Origin of the sequence: Nocardia sp. CDC159, from assembly GCF_023740735.1 — a bacterium.
Lineage (GTDB): Bacteria > Actinomycetota > Actinomycetes > Mycobacteriales > Mycobacteriaceae > Nocardia > Nocardia pulmonis.
The window spans coordinates 405015-425850 of record NZ_JAMRXH010000006.1; the positions used below are offsets into that span (position 1 = coordinate 405015).

Consider the following 20836-nt stretch of genomic DNA (forward strand, 5'->3'; position numbering starts at 1 on the left):
GTGCCGGACAACCCCTCACCGGTAAAGGAGAGTTTTTCCTGGTGAATGCCGGTGCCAGGCTCCGCCGTATGATGGAACGATGACGAGCGGTACGACGGCCGCGACCCAGGAACTGGCTGCGTTCCTGCGGACCCGTCGCGAACAGCTCGACCCCGCGGACTTCGATCTGCGACGGCAGCGACGGTCGCGGCGCACCCCGGGCCTGCGCCGCGAGGAGGTCGCCGTGCTGGCGGGGGTCAGCACCGAGTACATCGTGCGACTCGAACAGGGCCGCGCGGTGCGGCCGTCGGCCGAGGTACTGGAGGCGCTGGCCAGGACCCTACGGCTGGACCCCGACGAACGGGCCTACCTGTTCGATCTGGCCCAGAAGCGGCTCCCGAGTACCGACAAGCCCAGCACTACCGCCGCGCCCGGGTTGGCTCGACTGGTAGCAGACCTGTCGCCGCTGCCGACGATGCTGGTGAACCACCGCTACGACATTCTGGCCTGGAACCGAGAGATGGCGCGGTTGCTGGTGGATTTCGACACCCTGCCGCCACGCCAGCGCAACTCCATGTGGCTGTGCCTGAACCATGCCGAAATACGCGAACTCTACGTCGACCACGAACAATCCCTCCGGGAAGCGATCGCCGACCTTCGCACCGCCTGGGCCGCCCACCCGGAGGATGAGGAACTGGCCGAGCGCATTGCCGAATTCACCCGCCACGAGGAGTTCGCGCGGCTGTGGGCGATGCGCGACGTCCGGATCTACGGGAGCGGCCGCAAACTGATCCGCCGACCCGAGGTCGGCACGATCGCCGTGGAACTCGAGGTGCTGATGCCGATGCGGGATCCCGACCTGCGGTTGGTGATCTTCCGGGCCGCCGACGACAACAGTCGGGCCGCCCTCGACCGACTGTGCACCTCGGCATGACCGCGGCGTCGATCAGTCGACCAGTGCCGTCGTCCGGGTGAGGGGGCCTTGGCAGATCATGGACAGCACCGCGCCTTTGTCGTGCAAGATATTGAGCATCGCGCCGAGATACGGATTGTCACCGAAGTCGACCGCCTGGGCGTGACCGCCGGGCAGGTGGATGAAGGCGAAGTCGCCCAGGTCGAACGGATTGGCCGGGTCCCGGTCCCCGGTCGATGAGGTCCCTGGCCGACATCCACTCGTGAACCGGCTGCGATCGGAATGTCTCGGCGACCTCGCCATCGGCCGCTCGAATGTGTCGTCAACCAGTCTGTCGCCGGCTGGGGGTAGTACCGCCATTACCAGGAAAAACGCTCCCTTACCAGAGCCGTGACGCCGCCGCAGACTGGTCCTGAACACAGCGAATACGACCATGGCCGGACCGCACAAGGAGGACACGATGTCGCTCACTCTCGATACTTATCGGTTGCTGGGTCGTTCCGGGTTGCGGGTCTCGCCGCTGGCGTTGGGCGCCATGACCTTCGGCGCGGACTGGGGCTGGGGCGCCGATACCGACGACGCCCGCAAGCTGTTCGACATCTATGTCGAGCGCGGCGGCAATTTCATCGACACCGCCAGTATGTACACCGATGGCAGCTCCGAGAAACTACTGGGCGATTTCACCCGCGACAACCGCGAAAGCCTGGTGCTGGCCACGAAATACACCAGCGTGCGCAGGCCGGGCGATCCGAATTCCGGTGGGAATCATCGCAAAAGCATGATGGCCTCGGTGGAATCCAGTCTGCGACATCTGAATACCGGCTACATCGATCTGCTGTATCTGCACGTGTGGGACTTTCTGACCCCGGTGGAGGAGATCCTGCGCGGTATGGACGACCTGGTCCGGCAGGGCAAGGTGCTGTACGTGGGGATCTCCGATACCCCGGCATGGCAGGTGTCGCGCATGCAGACCATCGCCGACCTACGCGGTTGGTCGCCGCTGGTGGCGCTGCAGATCGAGTACAGCCTCATCCAGCGGACCGTGGAGCGCGACCTGATCCCGATGGCGCGCGAGATGGGGCTGGGGGTGATCCCGTGGTCGCCGCTGGCCGGCGGGGTGCTCACCGGCAAATACAGCCGCGCCGACCTGACCGAGCAGCAGGCCGTCGTCTCCCGCGTGGGCACCCGCAAGAGCCTGGCCCTGGACAGCGGTACGCTCTCCGAGCGCGGCCTCGCGATCGCCGATGTGGTGAAACAGGTTGCGGCAGAGCTGGGTAGGACACCCTCGCAGGTGGCGCTGGCCTGGACGCTGCGGAATCCGGGTGTCACGGCGCCGATCGTCGGCGCCCGCACGCCGGCCCAGCTCGAGGACAATCTCGCCGCCCTGGACGTCGAATTCGACCCCGCCCACCTCGCCCGCCTGGACGAAGCCAGCGCCATCGACCTCGGCTTCCCCCACGAATTTCTGGCCCGCAACCGGATCGCCCACCGCGCCGGCATGAAGGTCGAATTACGCCACTGAGCCACCCGCACCCGGGACCGCGCTTCGACCGACGACCCGGCGGTGTGCCATTCGTCTGGAGCATCCTGCTGGCCGCGCGCAGCGAAGGCTACGGGGGCACCATCACGACGCTGGTGGTGGCCGAGGAGCCGCGGGTCAAAGAACTTCTGGGGGTGCCGGAGTCGTTCGCGCTCGCCGCGGTACTGCCGCTGGGTATGAGCTCGGGCCGGGGGATCGCGGCGGAATGCTTTGTCCACCAACAGGTTCGACAGCTCGCTCGACGCGAATCGGCAATCCACCTCGAGCTTGAACGCCGTTCAAGTGCGGTGCTCACATGGGGTTTCGACTAGTCTCCGAGCGGGTTGAGCAGGTCGGCCTTGCCCTCGAAGGCGAACAGCAGCAGGTCGGTCATGCGGAAGGTGTGAGTGTCGGGGCCGAGGGTGGGGCGCCAGGCCGGTTCCCGGACGATCGAGGTGCGGCTGCCCTCGATGGCGCGGTGGAAGACCTCGGCGACGATGCGGCCGCCGACGGCGCCGAGCAGTCCGTTGTTGAATTCCGCTTCGCGCAGGATGTAGAACCACAGCGGGGTGTCGGCGGCGACAGCGGAGCGCTGACCGTCGGTGAGCGCGTCGAGGTTCGCGCCCTGGTTACCCAGCAGGATCTGCTCGCGGGTCAGCGGTTCGACGCCGAAGAACTCCGCCATCTGCTGCCCGCTGGCGAGCCGGACCATATGCGCCCTGGTGAGATTGCGGAAGGCCAGGTTGCGGTGGATGTCCGGTACCGTGGTGCCCCGTCCGCCGAAAGCGCCTGCGGGCAACATGTTCAACGGGTTCACCAGCAGGGTGTCGATGCGTTTGGTCACGTTGCCGCCGCCGGTCGCGACCGGCGGTACCAGGTCGGGCCGAGCGGCCTCGGTGAAGTCGTAGAGCCTGCGGAAGTCCGCGATCCAGTTGGTCGGCAGCCTGTCCACGGTTCCAGAATTCGGATTGTCCAGGTCGGGAATCTGGGAACCGGCCTGGAAATTGCCGCTGACGCCGCTGAAGGTGAACAACAGCAGCAGGCTGGCGCTCGGGCCCGGACCGGTGCTGTTGAACACCCGATTCCACTCGTAGGCGCCACGAATCATACTGTGGCCGAGCCGATATGCCGCCACGGAGAATTCGATCGGCATCGTCGGCCGCAGGCCGTGCCCCGTGCATCCCTGGCCCGGCGCCTCGAAGAACCGGCGGCCGTGCCGGAATACGTCGGTGACGATTGCCGGGTCGATGATGCGCGGTAGGAAATCGGTGATCAGCATCCACTGGTAGTGCCGCACGACCAGCTCGCGGGCCGCGCGGAACAACCGGTGCCCGGACAGTCCGGTCATGGCGAGTGTCTCGGCCACGCGGTTGTGGAACCGCATGAATGCCAGGTGGGTCTGTGCCACCGCGAGGTTCTCGTCGTTGCGGATATCCGGAATGAGCGGGCGCCGCCGGTCCGCGGCCGTGCCACCGGCCGCGCCCAGCCGCGGCAGGTCGAAACCCTCCATCTCGACGTTCACCCGCTCGTCCGGAAAATTCGTGGGGGAGGTCGTGCCGACCTTGAGTGTCACGCCGTCGGCGTTGTAGAAGACCCGGTCACCGGGGTCCTGCGGCCCCCGCCCGTACAGCGAGTCCAGATCGAGAGCGGGTGAGCGGCCCTGCAACAACTCCTCGACGGTGACGTCTTCACCGAGCTGGGTCGCGGTCCGGTCCATGGTCAGGTCGTGGTCGACGAACTGGCCGAGGTAGGTGAACCCGGCCGGAATCGGCGGTCCGGCCGAATCCGGTTGCGGGACATCGGCGGTGATGGCGGCCGCCAAGGCGATCCTGATCGCCTCGTCGGTCTGCCCACCCACCGGGCCGAGTCGCGAGAATCGAAATCGCCGCAGCTCCTCGATGGTCGAAGGCTGCCGCCTCGCGAGATTACCGTCTCGGTCGAATTCGAACACACCCTCGCCGACGACGAAGAAGCTCTCGGTACCGTGCCGTTTCATGTCAACCTCCGGCCGGGTTTTGGACTAACTATGTGTTAGCTATTCGGCCGGACGTCAACTCCCATTACGATAGGGCAGATAACAGAAAGAAATCGTTTCCGATTGATCCCCGCCAACCGCGCGCTGCGTGAACGGATCCGATTCGGGTCAGGGCTCGGCGGGCAACGCGAGCGCTGCCTCGATGGTGGTGTCGAGGAAGGCGAGAGTGTCGCGGCGGCGGGCCAGCGGGTTGCGGTAGCCAAGGCGGCCCTCGGCGTTGTCGGTGCGCAGTGCCAGGCTTTCGTCGATGATGCGCCGCCAGCGTGGGGCGAACGCGTTTTGGGCATATCTGCCCGCCCCGCATTTGGAGGTCATCGTTGCGGTGGCGAGGAAATGGTGTAGTCGGCTCACCCCGAGAACCGCCCATACCGGGAACCACGCGCTGAGTCCGATGAGCAGAGGTAGCGGGCGCGGCTGCCGGTGGCGGTGCCACCACGGCCGCCAATAGGAGCGCAGGTTGTCGATCGTGAACGCGCGCAAGGCATCCGAGTCGGCCCACAGGTCGATCTCGGACGGCTGGGGTCCGCGCAGTGCGATCCCGTGCCAGGCCAGCTCGCAGAACGTCACGGGGTTGAGCCCGGCCCGGCCGGCCGGAGTGAACCGGCTCTCCTGCGCGCAGGGCACGGCGGGGCAGCCGTCCGGCCCCGCCGCGAGATCGGCCCAGCAGAGCATCGAGCCGTCGAAGTGCGGTCGCGGATAACAGGCCACGGTGCGGGCGTGCGCCTCGGCCAATGCCGTGAGCTCCCGCGAACCGGGCTCCGGACGGCGATCGGTCACCGCGATGAAATCGATGTCGCTGGCCGTGCTGAGCCGTCCACGTCCGGCGCCGCCGGCATGAAAATCGCCGAGGGCGATCGATCCAACCAGGTAGAAGCCGGTAACCAAGCCGGGTGCCAACTCGTCCACGGTGGTCAGAAAGAGCTTCACACTCCGGCTCACCTCGGCCGGAAGATCGCTGGGCATACCCGACAACCTACCGACCACCGCCACACCTGCCGTGGAGATAGCCCGGCCAATTCGCTTGCGTCACCGGCCAACCGGGAAGATCGACCGCGCCCGAGCGACCCCTCCATGTCACCCGTAGCCGATGTTTACCTCCGGCTACCGCTACGGTTGGCCCCTATGTCCTGGTACTGAATCAGTCCAGCGAAAACACCATGCCGGGGCATTGATGGCGGCCCCCGAACGGTGCTGAAGATCGGATCGTCGAACGCTTGACGAAGATACTGGCAACCCGATCGACCCCCGGCGGAAAGCTAGTGGGGCAGAAGCAGAATCGCCGCCGCCCCCAGCACATCCACCACCCCGCACCATTCCGACCACGCGCGCGGCACCACGCGGTTGCGGCGGTGGTGGATCAGATCCCATATGCCGTGGGCCAGCCAGCCCGCGGCGAGGACGGGGCGGGCCAGGGGCTCGGCGAGGGCCAGGACCAGGGCGGCGATGCCTGCGAAGGCGACGAGGGCGGTGAGCTGGAGGGTCAGTTCGCGGCCGGGGGTCAGATCACGGCGAGCCGCGCCGAAGATCAGATAGATGATGGCCATGATCGGCAGCAGGGCGGCGAAGGGGGTCAGTTCGGAGGTGCCGTCGGCGAAGAAGAGGACGGACGCGAGGATGGCCAGCAGGGTCGGCCAGCGGTGTCGCAGGGTGGTGGTCGCGCTGGCGAGGGAGATGCGCACGCCGTTCAGGGTGGCCGATTGGGGGCGGGGGCGCGAGCCGGGGAATTCGCGGCCTCGAAATCGGCCGGGCCGCACGCGGTTAGACCGGATTCAGACAAACCCTTGACTCATTCCAGAAAACGGACGAGACTCCTCGGTGTGCCCACGGTCACAGAGTTCCGGCAGATGCTGCGGTGTGCGTCGCTTCGCGTGACGGCTCCGCGGATCGCGGTACTCGGTGCGGTGTACGAGCATCCGCACGCCGATACGGACTCGATCATCCGGGCCGTGCGCGAGCAGCTGTCGGCGGTTTCGCATCAGACGGTGTACGACTCACTGCGCGCGCTCACCGCCGCGGGACTCATCCGATGCATTCAGCCGTCGGGTTCGGTCGCGCGGTACGAGTCGCGCGTCGGCGACAACCACCATCACGTGGTCTGCCGGTCGTGTGGGCGGATCGCCGATGTCGACTGTGCCGTCGGCGATGCCCCGTGTCTGATCGCGTCCGACGACCAGGGCTTCTCGATCGACGAGGCCGAGGTCGTCTACTGGGGTCTGTGCCCCGAATGCGCGGCGGCCCCTGCCCATTGAACGTTCCACTTCGCAGCCCGCACCACCCATCCCAGGAAGGAAAGTCGTGACATCCGATAGCCGTCCACCCGCTCCGGACACCGCAACCGCAAGTGCCAGTGAGAGCGAGAACCCGGCCATCCCGTCCCCGACGCCGAAGACCGATCATCGCCCACGTACCAACAAGGACTGGTGGCCCGAGCAGATCGATGTCTCGGTGCTGCACGCCCATTCGTCGAAATCCAATCCGCTGGGCGAGGATTTCGACTACGCCAAGGAATTCGCCAAGCTCGACGTCGAGGCGCTCAAGGCCGACGTCGCCGCGGTGCTGACCGATTCGCAGGACTGGTGGCCCGCCGACTACGGCAACTACGGCGGCCTGTTCATCCGAATGAGCTGGCATGCCGCGGGCACCTACCGCATCGCCGACGGCCGCGGCGGCGGCGGGCAGGGCGCCCAGCGCTTCGCGCCGCTGAACAGCTGGCCCGACAACGCCAATCTGGACAAGGCGCGCCGACTGCTGTGGCCGGTCAAGCAGAAGTACGGCAACAAGATCTCCTGGGCCGACCTGCTGGTGTTCGCCGGTAACGTCGCTCTGGAGTCGATGGGCTTCAAGACCTTCGGTTTCGGCTTCGGCCGCCCGGATATCTGGGAGACCGAAGAGGTCTACTGGGGTCCGGAGGACACCTGGCTCGGCGACGAGCGCTACAGCGGCGACCGCGAGCTGTCGGGCCCGCTGGGCGCGGTCCAGATGGGCCTGATCTACGTCAATCCCGAAGGGCCCAACGGCCGTCCGGATCCGGTGGCCGCCGCACGCGATATCCGCGAGACCTTCGGCCGCATGGCGATGAACGACGAGGAGACCGCCGCGCTGATCGTCGGCGGGCACAGCTTCGGCAAGACCCACGGCGCGGGCGACGCGGGCCTGGTCGGCCCCGAGCCCGAGGCCGCTCCGCTCGAGCAGCAGGGCCTGGGCTGGAAGAGCGCGCACGGAACCGGCAAGGGCAAGGACGCCATCACCAGCGGTCTGGAGGTGGTGTGGACCTCCACTCCGACCAAGTGGGGCAACGGTTTCCTGCAGAACCTGTACGGCTTCGAGTGGGAGTTGACCAAGAGCCCCGCCGGAGCGTGGCAGTGGAAGGCCAAGGACGCCGAGAACACCATCCCCGATCCGTTCGGCGGGCCCGCGCGCACGCCGACCATGCTGACCACCGACCTCGCCCTGCGCGAGGATCCGATCTACCGCGAGATCACCAGCCGCTGGCTCGAGCACCCCGAGGAGCTGGCCGAGGCGTTCGCCAAGGCCTGGTACAAGCTGCTGCACCGCGATATGGGCCCGGTCAGCCGCTACCTCGGCCCGTGGGTGCCCGAGCCGCAGCTGTGGCAGGACCCGGTGCCCACGGTCGATCACGAGCTGATCGACGAGCAGGACATCGCCGCGCTCAAGCGCAAGGTGCTCGACTCCGGCCTGTCCACCGCGCAGCTGGTCAAGACCGCGTGGGCGTCGGCGGCGAGCTTCCGCAGCACCGACAAGCGCGGCGGCGCCAACGGTGCGCGCATCCGGCTCGAGCCCCAGAAGAACTGGGAGGTCAACGAACCCGCCGAGCTGTCGAAGGTGCTGCCGGTGCTCGAGCAGATCCAGCAGGAGTTCAACGGCTCGGCCACCGGCGGTAAGAAGGTGTCGCTGGCCGATCTGATCATCCTGGCCGGATCGGCGGCCGTCGAGCAGGCGGCCAGGGAGGCGGGCCACGACCTCACGGTGCCGTTCGCGCCGGGCCGCACCGACGCCTCGCAGGAGAACACCGATGTGGAATCGTTCGCGGTGCTCGAGCCCCGCGCCGACGGCTTCCGCAACTACGTGCGCACCGGCGAGAAGGCTCCGCTGGAGCGGCTGCTGCTGGATCGGGCGTACATGCTCGATCTGACGGCTCCGGAGATGACCGTCCTGATCGGCGGCCTGCGCGCGCTGGGCGCGAACTACAACGGCAGCAAGCACGGCGTGCTGACCGAGCGTCCGGGTGTGCTGTCCAACGACTTCTTCGTCAACCTGCTCGATATGCGCACCGAGTGGAAGCCGTCGGAGTCGGCGGAGAACGTCTACGAGGGCGTCGACCGGGCCACCGGCGAGCCCAAGTGGACCGCGACCGCCAACGACCTGGTCTTCGGCTCGCATTCGGTGCTGCGCGCGGTGGCCGAGGTCTACGCCCAGGCCGACGCCGGGGAGAAGTTCGTCACCGACTTCGTCGCGGCGTGGGTGAAGGTGGCCAACAACGATCGGTTCGATCTGGCCTGATCTTCACTGTCCGAGCCCCGTCCGCGACGCCGGACGGGGCTCGGCTCCGTTGGCCCCGAATCAGTTCAGCGGCAGGTGCAGGATGTCGATCACGCGGTCGCCGAGCACGCGGCGGCCCGCGGGCCGCCAGCCCCAGCGCAGATACATCGCATGGGCCGGAGCCGCCGCATTGACGCACAGGGCCGCGAACGGTTCGGAACGCCCGTGCAGCAGTTCCCGCAGCAGCGCGCGGCCAAGACCGCGGCCGCGGTGGTCCGGATGCACGGCGAATTCCATGACGGCGAATTTGGGGGCATCGAGAAGCGCTGGGGCCGGGGGTGTTTCGGCATCGACCCACCAGTCGCCCGGCGGTTTGCGGAAACCGTAGGCCATGCCGATCAGTGCCTCGCCGTCGAGTGCCCGCACCATCGTGAAGCCGGGCAGCTCGACTTCCTCGCGAAGCAGCTGCCGGAACCGCTCGATGTCCTCGGGACCCTCGTGATACGGGGGTTCGGCGAAGACCAGCCCGTACAGCCGGACCAGCGCCTCGATTTGGGCGAGCGCGGCTTCGCGTGCGCCGCGCACGATTGTCGTTCGCATCGCGAATTACTTCACCATCCGGATCGCCGCGCCCGCAACGGTGGTCAGCCGGCGTAGCGTTGTCCCGGACGCGATTGTGGACGATTCGCCGGGAGGGTGGCCGATGCTGAGTGTGTTTTCGTCGCCGGGGCATTACGTGCAGGGCCGGAACGCGACCGCGGCGCTGGGGGCGGAGATGGCGCGGCTCGGGATCGGGGGACCGGTGCTGATCGTGGCGGGCGCCAGTGCGCGGCGGCTGCTGGAGCAGACCTGGGAGCGGTCGCTGGGGGATGCGAAAATCGGGTACTCCGTTCATGATTCGGGCGGGGAGTGCAGTGGTGCGGAGATCGCCCGGATCACCGACGCGGTGCGCGAGAGCGGCGGTACGGTCGTGCTGGGCGCGGGCGGGGGCAAGGTGCTCGACTCGGCGCGGGCCGTGGCCGACGACCTCGAGTTGCCGATGATCAGCTGCCCGACCGCCGCGTCCAGCGACGCGCCGTGCAGCGCGCTGTCGGTGATCTACCGGGAGACGGGCGATTTCGAGGCGTATCAACTGGTTCGGCGCAATCCGGCGCTCGTGCTGGTCGACACCTCGGTCATCGCGCGGGCGCCGGCGCGGCTGCTCACCGCGGGTATGGGGGATGCGCTGGCCACATGGTTCGAGGCGCGCACGTGTTCGGCGGCGCGGGTGCGCAATATGCGGGGCGGCGCGTCCACGAGCAGCGCGACCGCGCTGGCCCGGCTGTGTTACGACACGCTGCTGGCCGATGGGTCGCAGGCGCTGGCGGCGGTGCGCGAGCATGCGGTGACCCCGGCGCTGGAGCGCGTCGTCGAGGCCAATACCCTGCTGTCGGGGCTGGGTTTCGAATCCTCCGGGCTGGCCGCCGCGCATGCGGTGCACAACGGGCTCACCGCCGCGCCGGGTACCCATTCGTTCCTGCACGGGGAGAAGGTCGCCTTCGGGGTGCTCACCCAATTGGTGCTCGAGGGCGCACCGGCCGCCGAGGTCGAGACCGTGCTCGGCTTCTGCACGGCGGTGGGCCTGCCCACCACCCTCGCCGACCTCGGCCTGGCCGACGCCGATGCGGAAACCCTGTCCGCCATCGCGATCCGCGCCACGGCACCGGGCGAGACGATCCACAACGAACCGTTCGACGTCGACGTGGCGATGACGGTGGACGCCCTGCGCGCCGCCGATGCCCTCGGCCGCGGGTGGCGGCGGCCCGGCTGATCCGGCTCACGCCTCGGTTCGGTCGAGCTCCTCACGCAGCCGCGCCAGCAGCACCCGCCAGCCGCGTTCCATGGCGTGGCGGGCCATCTGCTGACGGCGGTCCTCGAGGTCGAATCCGGTCTGGGTCAACAGCAGCCGGGTGCCGCGGCCCTGGCGGCGCACGGTCCAGTCGACCACCCAGCGGGCGGGGTGGCGGGCGCGCAGATCGATCCAGCTGAAGGTCAGTCGCTCGATCGGCCGTACGGTGAGGACCTCACAGGCGATTTCGCCCTTGGGGGCGGTGAGGATGAAATGCGTTCCGACCGAGGGCTCGAAGCCGGTGGAGGGCATCAGCCAGCGGCCGTGTACGTCCGGCTCGGTCAGCGCGCGCCAGACCGCGTCGGGTAGCTGCGGGAAGAAACTTCCGATCTCGACCGCGGCGGGATTCAGCTCGGCATCGGGCATCATCGGCGCACCTCCTCGACGAAGTCGATCATGCCGTTCAGCATTTCACGGTCGATTGCCGACACGCGGAAAAGACGACGCCCCGATTGCTGGGGGCGTTGCGAGCAAAGTTGTAACGTGTTCTAGTGGTGGGAAGCGAGCCTTCCCGCGCCGGAACACGAGGAGACGACCACGTCATGCGTACCGAGATCTGCGAACGACTGGGGATCGACGTCCCGATCTTCGCCTTCACCCACTGCCGCGATGTGGCCGCGGCGGTGAGCAATGCGGGCGGGCTCGGGGTGCTGGGCGCGGTCGGCTTCACCGCCGAACAGCTCGAGGTCGAACTGGCGTGGCTGGACGAGCATGTGCACGGCGTGTATGGGGTGGATCTGGTCATTCCGTCCAAATACGAGGGCAAGGGCATCGAGGGGTTGTCGCCGCGGGAGCTGGAAGCCGAACTGGCCAAACTGGTTCCCCAAGGTCATCGCGATTTCGCGGAGAAGATTCTCGCCGACCACGGGGTGCCGCGGCTGCCCGACGGGGAACAGCACAATCAGCTGCTGGGCTGGACCGCCACCACCGCCGCCCCGCAGGTGGAGGTGATCCTGCGCCACCCCAAGGCGAAACTGGTGGCCAATGCGCTGGGCACCCCGCCCGACGAGGTGATCAAGCAGGTGCAGGAGTCGGGGCGGTTGATCGGCGCGCTGTGTGGATCGGTCAAACACGCGCTCGACCACAAGCGCGCCGGACTGGATTTCGTTGTCTGCCAGGGCACCGAGGGCGGCGGGCACTGCGGGGAGATCTCCTCGCTGGTGCTGTGGCCGCAGGTCGTCGACGCGGTGGGCGAGCTGCCGGTGCTGGCGGCCGGTGGCATCGGCAACGGACGTCAGGTCGCGGCCGCGCTCGCGATGGGTGCGGCGGGCGCGTGGACGGGGTCGATCTGGCTGACGGTCGAGGAGGCGAACGTCCCGCCCGCGCAGATGCAGACCTATATCGACGCGAGCAGCCACGACACCGTCCGGTCGCGGTCGTGGACCGGTAAGCCGTGCCGGATGCTGCGCAACGACTGGACCGATGCCTGGGAGAGCGCCGACACACCCGACCCGCTGCCCATGCCGCTGCAGATGATGGTCGCCCTGGACGGGGTCAAGCGCGGCCACCGGTATCCCGAGGCGGCCAAGGACGTCAACTTCAATCCGGTCGGTCAGGTGGTCGGCATGATGACCAGGGTCGAGCGCACCGCCGATGTCATGCGGCGGTTGATCGAGGAGTATCTGAGCGCCTGCGAGCGGCTGAACAAGCTCAACGACGCCTGATCTCGCGTAGCATCGGGCGGTGAGTTTCGCACGGCTGGCGCTGATCTCGCTCGACTGTGCCGACGAGGAGGAGCTCGCGTCGTTCTGGGCGCGGCTGCTCGGCGGTGAAATCGTCTATCGCACCGACAATGTCGCGCTGGTGCACGCCGAGCGCGCCGCGCTGACGGCCATCCGGGTGCCCGATTACCGCCCGCCGAGCTGGCCGGACGGGCCGAGGCCCAAACATATTCACCTCGATCTGGTGGTGGACGATCTGGACGCCGGTCAGCGGGAGGCGGTGCGGCTGGGCGCGCGGGTCGCGGCCGTGCAACCGGGGCCGGAACGCTGGCGGGTGCTGTTCGACCCGGCCGGGCATCCGTTCTGCCTGACGACGCACCTGCCGTTGTTGCCGCTGAGTGGCCCGGCGGGCCGGAAGTAGAGTCGCCGCCGTTGCCGCTGGGTGGCCGGACGACGCCGCGGAGTGGCCGGGCGAGTCCGAAGCGAGGTCGCCGCGACTGCTGCCGCGCCGCCGGATGCGCGGGAAATAAGGGCGCCGCCACGGAAATTGGGGGCCGTGGCCTGTGCGACGAGCGTGGATCGCGCGGCTAGGGTTGCGAGCATGACCGAATCTCTGCGAGGGGCGCTGGGGTTTGCGGGTTATGGGCTCGTGGCGGTGCTGTCGGGTTTCGGCGGTGCGGGGTTGCGGGCGTGGGCGGCGCGGCGGCTGCTCGGGCGCGAACCGTTCGCGGAGCGGGCCGGAGTGGGCGGGCGGGCACTGCATCTGGTGCTGTCGGTCGTGGTCGGACTGGTCGCGTGGTTTGTACTGTTTCTGATCTGTATCGCGCTGGTGCGTGGGATCGCGTACCCGTCGGTCGGTGGGGGCGACTACGAAAACTCCTGGGGCGGACCGACGCTGGCGGGGGCGTGGGCGGTGCATGCGCTGCTGGCGATCGCGGTGGTGCTGCCGATCGGAACGCTGCTGATCGCGGCGCTGGGGGTGCTGCAATTCGCCTTCGCCCGGCGGCTGCTCGTGCGGGCGGGGGCGTGGTGGCCGCTGCCGGTCGCCGTGCTGGTGACGATGGCGGGGGCGCTGTTCTTCGTGGCGTGGACGCACCAGGCCTAGCAACCGCGACACTCCGTAGGGCGCAGTGAGATTAGCTACAGTTGCAGGAGTCGTCCGTTCCACGGTGTGACTCCGGCAACTGAAGGCGTTGTCCCGCTTGCCGATTGTCGGCACCGGTTGCCAGTGTGGTTGCCCGAGATGAGAAGTGCATATCGCCGGTCGCAGCGCGGCCCCAGAATCGTCCTGCCATTCGGCGTCGCGGCCCTGCTGCTGGCGCTCATCATTGGAATCGCGGTGCTCACGCTGCGCTCCGAACAGCAAGGCTCCCAGCCGGGTTCTCCGGGGCCGACGGCCGCGCCGGAGGAACCCGGGCCGGGAATCGAGAATCCGCAGGAGATCTCGGATCTGCTGACGAAATTGGTGGTGGCGCCGGAGGCTCCGATGACCGGCTACAGCCGCGACCAGTTTCCGCACTGGGATACCAATATTCCGGCCCACGGCTTCGGCCCGGAATTCGCGCAATACAGCAAGTGCACCACCCGCGAGGTCATGATGCTGCGCGATGCGGAGGGTGCGGTGCGGCTCGACCCCAAGACCTGCGATCTGACCGTCGGCAAGGGCGGGGGTTGGCGCGATCGGTACGGCGTGATCGACCGCAAGACCGGCAAACTCGCCCCCTACAAATTCATCACCGACCCCAAGGGTGTGGACGCCGAGCACATCGTCCCGCTCGCCGAGGCCTGGCGCTCCGGAGCCGCGGCCCGCGACGAGAACACCCGCCGCGATATTGCCAACGACGCGCTGAACCTCGTCGCCTCCGACCCGTCGGCCAACCGCTCCAAGGGCGATCAGGACGCCGCCAATTATCTGCCCCCCGGAAAGTTCCGGTGTGCCTACGTCGCTCATTACATCAAGGTCAAAGTAAAATACGCACTGACAGTGGATCCGGCCGAGCAGACCGCATTGCGCGCCGCAGTCGACGACTGCGCCCGTCGAGGAGGCTTCTGATCATCGAAATCGTCGAGATCGCCGCCAAGGCCGCCGTCATGACCGAAGAAGAGGGCACCATCTCCGGCGATCTCGACGTCGCCGTCGACGAATCCGGCAGGGCCCTGGTCCGCTACCGCGACACCGACACCTGGTACACCATCGGCAATCTGGAGGGCAGCGAACCCCTGCGCTGGTCCTCGGCCACCGAACTGGCCAAGGCCATCGAATCCGAGATCGGCCAGCGCGACCCCGCGGGCAACACCATCCCCTTCGAGGCGTGAGGGTTCAGGCCAGTTGTTCGGCGCGGGTTTTCAGGGCGGCGGTCATGGCGGTGAAGCCGGACTGCAGGGCCTTGCCCATCGGGACGGTGACGAGCGGGCGTAGCCAGCCGTCCAGTTCGAAGTGGGAGGTGTAGCGGGTGATGGTGGGGGTGAGCGGGGTCAGGGTGTGGGAGCGGAGGCTGCGCAACGCGCCCAGGGGCAGGGGCTTCATGGCGTAGCTGAATTCGGTGCCGGGGGTGTGGGAGCGGATCCATTCACGTTGGGCGCGTTGGCGGGGACCGAGCTGGACCCGCATATCGATGGGGGAGCCGGGCTCGAGGGTGGTGGCGCAGGCCGAGACGAAGGGGTTCCATTCGCCGTAGCGCTCGAAATCGGTGAGCACCTTCCACACCACCTCGGCGGATGCCGCGATCTCCACGCTGTCATCGATCACAAAAGCCATGCCCGGAACAATACTGAAACCGGTTTCAACGCGCTGGCGGGAGGGCCAGGTTGATCAGGCGGCGGGCGGCCTTGGACACGCGGGTGTTGTCGCCGGTGACCAGGCGGTCCTGCAGCAGGCCGCGGATGCCCGAGATCAGCAGGGTGGCAGTGGTTTGCGGGTCCGGGAAGGCGGGGTCGAGCTCGGTGAGGACCCGGGTCAGGGCTTCGACGAGCCCGTGCACGGCCTCCTCGGCGTAGGCGGCGTAGGGGCTGCCGGGGACCGAGGCGATGCCGAGCACCTGGAACAGCACCCGCGTGCTGGTGGCCCAGTCGCTGGTGGTGTTGACCACGAACGATTCGATCAGGCGTCGGCGCAGGGTGTCGATATCGGGCACGTCGGCGAACAGACCCGCGATATCCGGACGCTGGGTCTCGAGCGCCGCGACCAGCATCTGCTCCTTGGTGCCGAAGTAGTGGATCAGCATGCGCGAACTCGTGCCCAGATAGTCGGCGAGCGGGCGCAGCGACAGTTCGGTCAGTCCGCGTTCGCCGATATAGGCGATGACACCGGAGAGCAGTTCGGCTCGGCGAGCCTGGTCTAGGGGTCTGGGCACGAGTTGACTGTAGCGGGCGCTACAGGTATCCATGACCGCATGACTGTAACGACTGCTTCACTTACGCCTGCCCGACGCGCGGTCGTCGTCACCGGCATGACCACCACCACCTGCCTCGCGCCCGATCTGGACGGCACCTGGGACGCCCTGCTGCGCGGCGAGAGCGGAATCGGCCCACTGGCCGACGATTTCGTCACCGAGTACGACCTCCCGGTTCGCATCGGCGGCAAGTTGAAGCAGCAGCCGGGCGAGCATCTGACCCGCATCGAGCAGCGGCGACACTCCTATGTGCAGCAGATGGCTCTGGTACTGGGTCGCCAGGTGTGGGGCGAGGCGGGTAAGCCCGACGTGGACGGCGAGCGGCTCGGCGTGGCGGTCGGCACCGGACTCGGCGGCGGCGACGCCTTCCTCACCGCGGTCGACGCCATGCGCGCGGGCGGATATCGCAAGGTGCCGCCGCTGACCGTCCCGATGGTGATGCCCAACGGCTCGGCCGCCCGGGTGGGTCTCGAATTCGGCGCGAAGGCAGGCGTTTACGCGCCGACCTCGGCCTGCTCGTCGGGCGCGGAGGCCATCGCGCACGCCTGGCGGCTGATCGCGACGGGCGAGGCGGATGTGGTGATCGCCGGGGGCGTGGAGGGCTACATCGAGGCGGTGCCGATCGCCAGCTTCGCGATGATGCGCGCGATGAGCACCCGCAACGACGAACCCGCCCGCGCCTCACGACCTTTCGACCGCGATCGCGACGGGTTCGTCTTCGGCGAGGCCGGTGCGATGCTGGTGCTGGAATCGGAGGAGTTCGCGACGGCGCGGCGGGCGAAGATCCTCGGGCGTGTCCTGGGCGCGGGCATCACCTCCGACGGCTATCACATCACCGGCACCGAACCCGAGGGTGCGGGCGCCGCGCGGGCCATGCGCAAGGCAATCGAGGCGGCGGGACTGACCGGCGCCGACATCGAGCATGTCAACGCGCACGCCACCTCGACGCCGGTCGGCGACGCCTCGGAGGCGAATGCCATTGCGGCGGTGGCCCGCGACGCCTCGGTGTACGCGCCCAAGGGCGCGCTGGGGCATTCCATCGGCGCGGTCGGTGCACTGGAGGCGATCCTGACGCTGCGCACCCTCGAGGAGCAGATCGTGCCGCCGACACTGAATTTCGAGCAGCCGGACCCGGGGGTCGAGTTGGACATCGTGCACGGGCAGGCGCGCCGCCAGACGATGTCCTATGCGCTGAGCAACTCCTTCGGATTCGGCGGGCACAACGTCACTCTCGCCTTCGGCCGGGCCTGATCGGTTCGTCCCCAGGTTTGTCCCACGCATGTGGAATTGACGCTGTTCACGCTTATCCACCGAAAGCTGTGGATGAGAGTGAGGGTTCGCGGTTGCTGTGGATAAGCTCGGCGCGGCGACACGGACCGTATGGTCCTTTCCCGCGTTACGGGTGGAAGATCCCAAGTGGCAGTAACTAATTGGTACTTCTAGACTGTGTATCGCCACTAATTGTCACCCCGCCTGTGGATGAATCACCTTGGCGACCAGGGCAATTCGGGCATCGATGCGGGGTGTGCAGCGTGGCGCGCCCCGCTCTCCGACATCGGTGAGCGAACCCCCTCCCGACCGGTGCCGATTCGCGATCACGGCGACGGCAAACCTGGTGCGCGGGCGTTCACCCGGGTTGGGTAGTTTGGATTTGCTGTCGGGTCGAGGTGAAGGTTGCGGGATGAGTGAGGTTTCGATCGCGTGGGTCGATGGGGCGCTGGTCACCATCGATCAGCGCGCGCTGCCGCGGGAACTGCGGGAGTTGCGGATCACGACGGTCGACGAGGTCATCGACGCGATCAAGACGCTGGCCATCCGGGGCGCGCCCGCGATCGGCGTGTCCGGGGCGTTCGGCGTGGTGCTGGCCGCCCGCGCGCACCCCGGCGATCCGGCGACGGTGACCGCCGAGGCCGAGCGCATCGCCGCCGCCCGCCCGACCGCGGTGAACCTGGCCTGGGGTGTGCGGCGCGCGCTGGCGAAGCTGCCGGCCGGTCCGCAGGCCGTGCTCGACGAGGCGCTGGCGATGCTGGCCGAGGACGGCCGGGTCAATCGCGCCGCGGCGACCCACGCCGCCGATCTGCTGCAGCGACTGTGTCCGGACCGGCCGCTGCGCGTCCTCACCCATTGCAATACCGGCCGGTTGGCCACCACCGCCTTCGGCACCGCACTGGGCGCGCTGCGGGTGCTGCACGAGCGCGGCGCGATCGAGAACGTCCTGGTCGACGAGACCCGCCCGCTGCTGCAGGGCGCCCGGCTGACCGCGTGGGAGCTCGCGGAGGCCGCGATCCCGCATCGGCTGACGATCGACTCCGCGGCCGCGTGGGCGATGGCCACCGGCCGGGTGGACGCGGTGATCGTCGGCGCGGACCGCATCACCGCCGACGGTTCGGTCGCCAATAAGATCGGTACGTATTCCCTGGCGCTGGCCGCGAATCATCACGGCATCCCCTTCATCGTGGTCGCCCCCGAATCCACCCGCGATCTCGACACCGCCACCGGCGACCGGATCGTGGTCGAGGAACGGGCCGCGCTCGAGATCACCCACGTCGGGGGAGTCGCCACCGCGCCCGAGGGGACCGAGGTCTTCAATCCGGCCTTCGACGTCACCCCGCCGGATCTGGTGACCGCGGTGGTCACCGAAAACGGCGTGCTGCCATCCACATCCGCGCGGTGGGCGACGGCCGTGGCCGCGGCCTCGGGCGAGACCGTCGCGCGGCGGGCGGCCACACCGGACGCCGGAGCACGCGACGGCGCGGCCCATCACCCCCGCGGCGAGAACCCGGCCGCGCCGCAGGGCGCCACGGGCCGGGCGGGCGAGCGGTCGGATTCGGTTGGGGCACCGGCCGACGGCGACATCGTGCGCACATTGGCACAGCGTGCCGATCAGTACGTCGAGACGGTCGTGGAGAAGACCCGCAAATTCCTCGCCGACCAGCTCGACGGCCCGCGGGCCGACGACGCCGCCGAGCGGCGGATCGCCGAGATCGCCAGGGGCCTCTACACGCGCGGCTGGATGCCCGGCACCGCGGGGAACATCTCGGTGCGCGCGGGGCAGACGGCGATCGTCACCGGCAGCGGGCTGTCCAAGGGTGAGCTCGCCGCCGGTGACATGGTGACGGTGAATATCGCCGATTCCCAGCCGATTTCCGGCTCCCGGCGCCCCTCGGCGGAGACCACCATCCACACCGCCGTCTATCGGGCCACCGATGCCGCCGCCGTGGTGCACGTGCATCCGCCGCATGCCACCGCCCAGTCGATCGACGCACCCGCGGCACTGCGCTTCGCCGGCTACGAGCTCATCAAGGGACTCGGGGCGACGGAAACCATTGACATACCGGTGTTTTCCAACCACGCTGACGTTCCGCGCATCGGTGCCGATATCGAGCGCCATCTGATCGAGCACCCGGATGCGCCGCCGGTCCTGTTCATCGCCGGGCACGGCATCACCGCCTGGGGAGCGACCCTCGCGCAGGCTCGCGACCGCGCCGAATGCCTGGAGGCGATGTGCGAGCTGGTGACGCTCACCGGCCGTCGTGCGATCGGAGCGAACCACCGCGGGTCCGAGGAGGAATCGAAATGACCCTGCTGCAGATCATGGCCGACAGCGATGCCGCCGAGGTGCGGCTGCGCACGTCCGATCCGGAGGTGATCGCGGCCGAATTGCGCAAGCGCGGCATCGTTTTCGACCGCTGGCCCACCCCGGCGGCGCTCGATGCGAGCACCTCCACCGACGCCCTGCTCGCCGAATACGCCGACCGCATCGGCGAGCTCAACGCCGACGGCCGCTACAAGCACATCGACGTGGCCCGCATCCACCCCGACGACGACGATCCGGAATGGCCCGCCAAGGCCCGCGGCGCGCGGGAGAAGTTCCTCTCCGAGCACCGCCACGCCGAGGACGAGGTGCGCTTCTTCGCCGGTGGGCGCGGCTGCTTCTATCTGCATCTGGACGGCGAGGTGCTGGCGACGGTGTGCGAGGCGGGGGATCTGGTGTCGGTGCCCGCGGGCACGCTGCACTGGTTCGACATGGGCACCCGGCCCGACTTCGTCGCCGTGCGGTTCTTCGAGGAGGAGGACGGCTGGATCGGCGACTTCACCGGCAACACCATCGGTGAGCGCTTCCCGACCCTCGACGAATTGCTCGCGACCGCATGAGCGGTCAGGGCCCGGAGGCGGCAGCGGAGCGTAACCACGCAGGGCCCAGAGCTCATGCCGAAAGAGAACACAGCATGAGCGTCCGGCCCGGAGGCGGCATTCGCGCGATCGTCGTCGATATCGAGGGCACCACCAGCCCGACCAGTGCGGTGCGGGAGGACCTCTACGGATACACCCGTGCGCGGCTGCCGCAGTGGTTGCGCGACAACCGCGGCGGCGCGGCCGATGCGGTCCTCGCGCAGGCCCGTGAGCTGGCCGCTCGCCCCGATGCCGACGAGGCCGAGGTGGCCGAGATCCTGCGCGGCTGGCTGAATTCGGATGTGAAGGCCCAGCCGCTCAAGACCGCGCAGGGACTGATCTGCGCCGAGGGCTTCCGCGACGGCGCGTTGCACGGGGAATTCTTCCCGGACGCGCCGCCCGCCCTGCGGGCCTGGCATGCGGCGGGGATCGCGCTGTTTGTGTACTCCTCGGGTTCGGTGCGCAACCAACAGGATTGGTTCGCCCACGCCCGCGGCGGTGAGCTGGCCTCGCTGATCGGCGACTGGTTCGACCTGAACAATGCCGGGCCCAAGCGCGAGGCCGCCTCCTACGAGAAGATCGCCGGAGCCATCGGCGTGCCGGGCGAGCGGATCCTGTTCCTGTCCGACCACCCCGACGAACTCGACGCCGCGGTGGCAGAGGGCTGGCAGGCCGTCGGCGTGACCCGGCCGGGGGAGCCGAATTCGCCGCGGCCGCCGCATCGCTGGATCGGATCGTTCGCCGAGCTCGACCCCGAGCGGCTGTAGCGGCCGTTC

At 68.5% G+C, this 20836-nt stretch carries 22 protein-coding genes and 1 pseudogene; 15 read left to right on the forward strand and 8 right to left on the reverse strand.

Annotated elements, in window-relative coordinates; genetic code table 11:
* Positions 1 to 79: 79 nt before the first annotated feature.
* Complete coding sequence (locus NDR87_RS16710; protein ID WP_251913369.1) at positions 80 to 913, forward strand: helix-turn-helix transcriptional regulator; 834 nt, start codon at positions 80 to 82, stop codon at positions 911 to 913.
* A 12-nt stretch (positions 914 to 925) separates the two neighbouring features.
* Here NDR87_RS16710 and NDR87_RS16715 read toward each other — a convergent pair whose 3' ends face one another.
* Positions 926 to 1363: a hypothetical protein gene (locus NDR87_RS16715; RefSeq protein ID WP_251913368.1), complete on the reverse strand. Its 438-nt coding sequence runs from the start codon at positions 1361 to 1363 to the stop codon at positions 926 to 928.
* Between NDR87_RS16715 and NDR87_RS16720 the strand changes: the two genes are divergently transcribed.
* Together NDR87_RS16720 and NDR87_RS37755 are read left to right on the forward strand one after the other, a co-directional pair.
* Complete coding sequence (locus tag NDR87_RS16720; protein ID WP_251913366.1) at positions 1353 to 2414, forward strand: aldo/keto reductase; 1062 nt, start codon at positions 1353 to 1355, stop codon at positions 2412 to 2414. The genes NDR87_RS16715 and NDR87_RS16720 overlap by 11 nt on opposite strands.
* A gap of 47 nt (positions 2415 to 2461) precedes the next feature.
* Positions 2462 to 2608, forward strand: a pseudogene (locus NDR87_RS37755) (nitroreductase); the annotation flags it as partial.
* Positions 2609 to 2739: 131 nt separating this feature from the next.
* Here NDR87_RS37755 and NDR87_RS16730 read toward each other — a convergent pair.
* The 3 genes from NDR87_RS16730 to NDR87_RS16740 form a co-directional block, all read right to left on the reverse strand.
* Positions 2740 to 4407: a heme peroxidase family protein gene (locus tag NDR87_RS16730; protein ID WP_251913361.1), complete on the reverse strand. Its 1668-nt coding sequence runs from the start codon at positions 4405 to 4407 to the stop codon at positions 2740 to 2742.
* 147 nt (positions 4408 to 4554) lie between these two features.
* A complete protein-coding gene (locus tag NDR87_RS16735; RefSeq protein WP_251913358.1) occupies positions 4555 to 5409 on the reverse strand; it encodes a nucleotidyltransferase domain-containing protein in 855 nt (284 codons plus the stop codon).
* Between the two features lie 293 nt (positions 5410 to 5702).
* A complete protein-coding gene (locus NDR87_RS16740; RefSeq protein WP_251913356.1) occupies positions 5703 to 6125 on the reverse strand; it encodes a hypothetical protein in 423 nt (140 codons plus the stop codon).
* A 165-nt stretch (positions 6126 to 6290) separates the two neighbouring features.
* On the opposite strand from NDR87_RS16740, the gene NDR87_RS16745 reads away from it, so the two are divergent.
* Both NDR87_RS16745 and katG read left to right on the forward strand, forming a co-directional pair.
* Complete coding sequence (locus NDR87_RS16745) at positions 6291 to 6695, forward strand: Fur family transcriptional regulator (RefSeq protein WP_251913871.1); 405 nt, start codon at positions 6291 to 6293, stop codon at positions 6693 to 6695.
* 46 nt (positions 6696 to 6741) lie between these two features.
* Positions 6742 to 8967: a catalase/peroxidase HPI gene (katG, locus tag NDR87_RS16750; RefSeq protein WP_251913353.1), complete on the forward strand. Its 2226-nt coding sequence runs from the start codon at positions 6742 to 6744 to the stop codon at positions 8965 to 8967.
* Positions 8968 to 9027: 60 nt separating this feature from the next.
* Here the strand turns inward: katG and NDR87_RS16755 are convergent, their stop codons facing one another.
* Positions 9028 to 9546: a GNAT family N-acetyltransferase gene (locus NDR87_RS16755; RefSeq protein WP_251913352.1), complete on the reverse strand. Its 519-nt coding sequence runs from the start codon at positions 9544 to 9546 to the stop codon at positions 9028 to 9030.
* 103 nt (positions 9547 to 9649) lie between these two features.
* Between NDR87_RS16755 and NDR87_RS16760 the strand changes: the two genes are divergently transcribed.
* The gene (locus tag NDR87_RS16760) at positions 9650 to 10756 is read left to right on the forward strand and encodes a glycerol dehydrogenase (protein WP_251913350.1); all 1107 of its coding nucleotides are present in this window, start codon (positions 9650 to 9652) and stop codon (positions 10754 to 10756) included.
* Positions 10757 to 10762: 6 nt separating this feature from the next.
* Here the strand turns inward: NDR87_RS16760 and NDR87_RS16765 are convergent, their stop codons facing one another.
* The gene (locus tag NDR87_RS16765; RefSeq protein WP_251913348.1) at positions 10763 to 11203 is read right to left on the reverse strand and encodes an SRPBCC domain-containing protein; all 441 of its coding nucleotides are present in this window, start codon (positions 11201 to 11203) and stop codon (positions 10763 to 10765) included.
* 173 nt (positions 11204 to 11376) lie between these two features.
* On the opposite strand from NDR87_RS16765, the gene NDR87_RS16770 reads away from it, so the two are divergent.
* From NDR87_RS16770 to NDR87_RS16790, 5 genes are all read left to right on the forward strand, one after another.
* Positions 11377 to 12498, forward strand: coding sequence for a nitronate monooxygenase family protein (locus tag NDR87_RS16770; protein ID WP_251913346.1), 1122 nt, complete (start codon positions 11377 to 11379; stop codon positions 12496 to 12498).
* Positions 12499 to 12517: 19 nt separating this feature from the next.
* Positions 12518 to 12916, forward strand: a complete 399-nt coding sequence (locus NDR87_RS16775; RefSeq protein ID WP_251913344.1) for a VOC family protein — start codon at positions 12518 to 12520, stop codon at positions 12914 to 12916.
* 180 nt (positions 12917 to 13096) lie between these two features.
* Positions 13097 to 13600, forward strand: a complete 504-nt coding sequence (locus NDR87_RS16780) for a hypothetical protein (RefSeq protein WP_251913342.1) — start codon at positions 13097 to 13099, stop codon at positions 13598 to 13600.
* 138 nt (positions 13601 to 13738) lie between these two features.
* Positions 13739 to 14548 carry an HNH endonuclease family protein gene (locus tag NDR87_RS16785; RefSeq protein ID WP_251913340.1) on the forward strand — a complete coding sequence of 270 codons (810 nt, stop codon included), beginning with the start codon at positions 13739 to 13741 and terminating at the stop codon, positions 14546 to 14548.
* 38 nt (positions 14549 to 14586) lie between these two features.
* A complete protein-coding gene (locus NDR87_RS16790; RefSeq protein WP_251913338.1) occupies positions 14587 to 14811 on the forward strand; it encodes a hypothetical protein in 225 nt (74 codons plus the stop codon).
* Between the two features lie 4 nt (positions 14812 to 14815).
* On the opposite strand, the gene NDR87_RS16795 is transcribed toward NDR87_RS16790, so the two are convergent.
* Positions 14816 to 15253 carry an SRPBCC domain-containing protein gene (locus NDR87_RS16795; RefSeq protein WP_251913337.1) on the reverse strand — a complete coding sequence of 146 codons (438 nt, stop codon included), beginning with the start codon at positions 15251 to 15253 and terminating at the stop codon, positions 14816 to 14818.
* Between the two features lie 25 nt (positions 15254 to 15278).
* Positions 15279 to 15848, reverse strand: a complete 570-nt coding sequence (locus NDR87_RS16800) for a TetR/AcrR family transcriptional regulator (protein ID WP_251913335.1) — start codon at positions 15846 to 15848, stop codon at positions 15279 to 15281.
* Between the two features lie 39 nt (positions 15849 to 15887).
* On the opposite strand from NDR87_RS16800, the gene NDR87_RS16805 reads away from it, so the two are divergent.
* The 4 genes from NDR87_RS16805 (at position 15888) to mtnC (ending at position 20827) form a co-directional block, all read left to right on the forward strand.
* Positions 15888 to 17138 (forward strand): KasA/KasB family beta-ketoacyl-ACP synthase, encoded by a 1251-nt coding sequence (locus NDR87_RS16805; RefSeq protein WP_251913333.1) that lies wholly within the window; start codon positions 15888 to 15890, stop codon positions 17136 to 17138.
* A gap of 430 nt (positions 17139 to 17568) precedes the next feature.
* Complete coding sequence (mtnA, locus tag NDR87_RS16810; protein ID WP_251913331.1) at positions 17569 to 19467, forward strand: S-methyl-5-thioribose-1-phosphate isomerase; 1899 nt, start codon at positions 17569 to 17571, stop codon at positions 19465 to 19467.
* Positions 19464 to 20042: an acireductone dioxygenase gene (locus NDR87_RS16815; protein WP_251913330.1), complete on the forward strand. Its 579-nt coding sequence runs from the start codon at positions 19464 to 19466 to the stop codon at positions 20040 to 20042. Before mtnA ends, NDR87_RS16815 begins: the two co-directional genes overlap by 4 nt.
* Positions 20043 to 20116: 74 nt before the next feature.
* On the forward strand, positions 20117 to 20827 hold the full coding sequence (gene mtnC / locus NDR87_RS16820; RefSeq protein WP_251913329.1) for an acireductone synthase: 711 nt from the start codon (positions 20117 to 20119) through the stop codon (positions 20825 to 20827).
* Positions 20828 to 20836 lie beyond the last annotated feature (9 nt).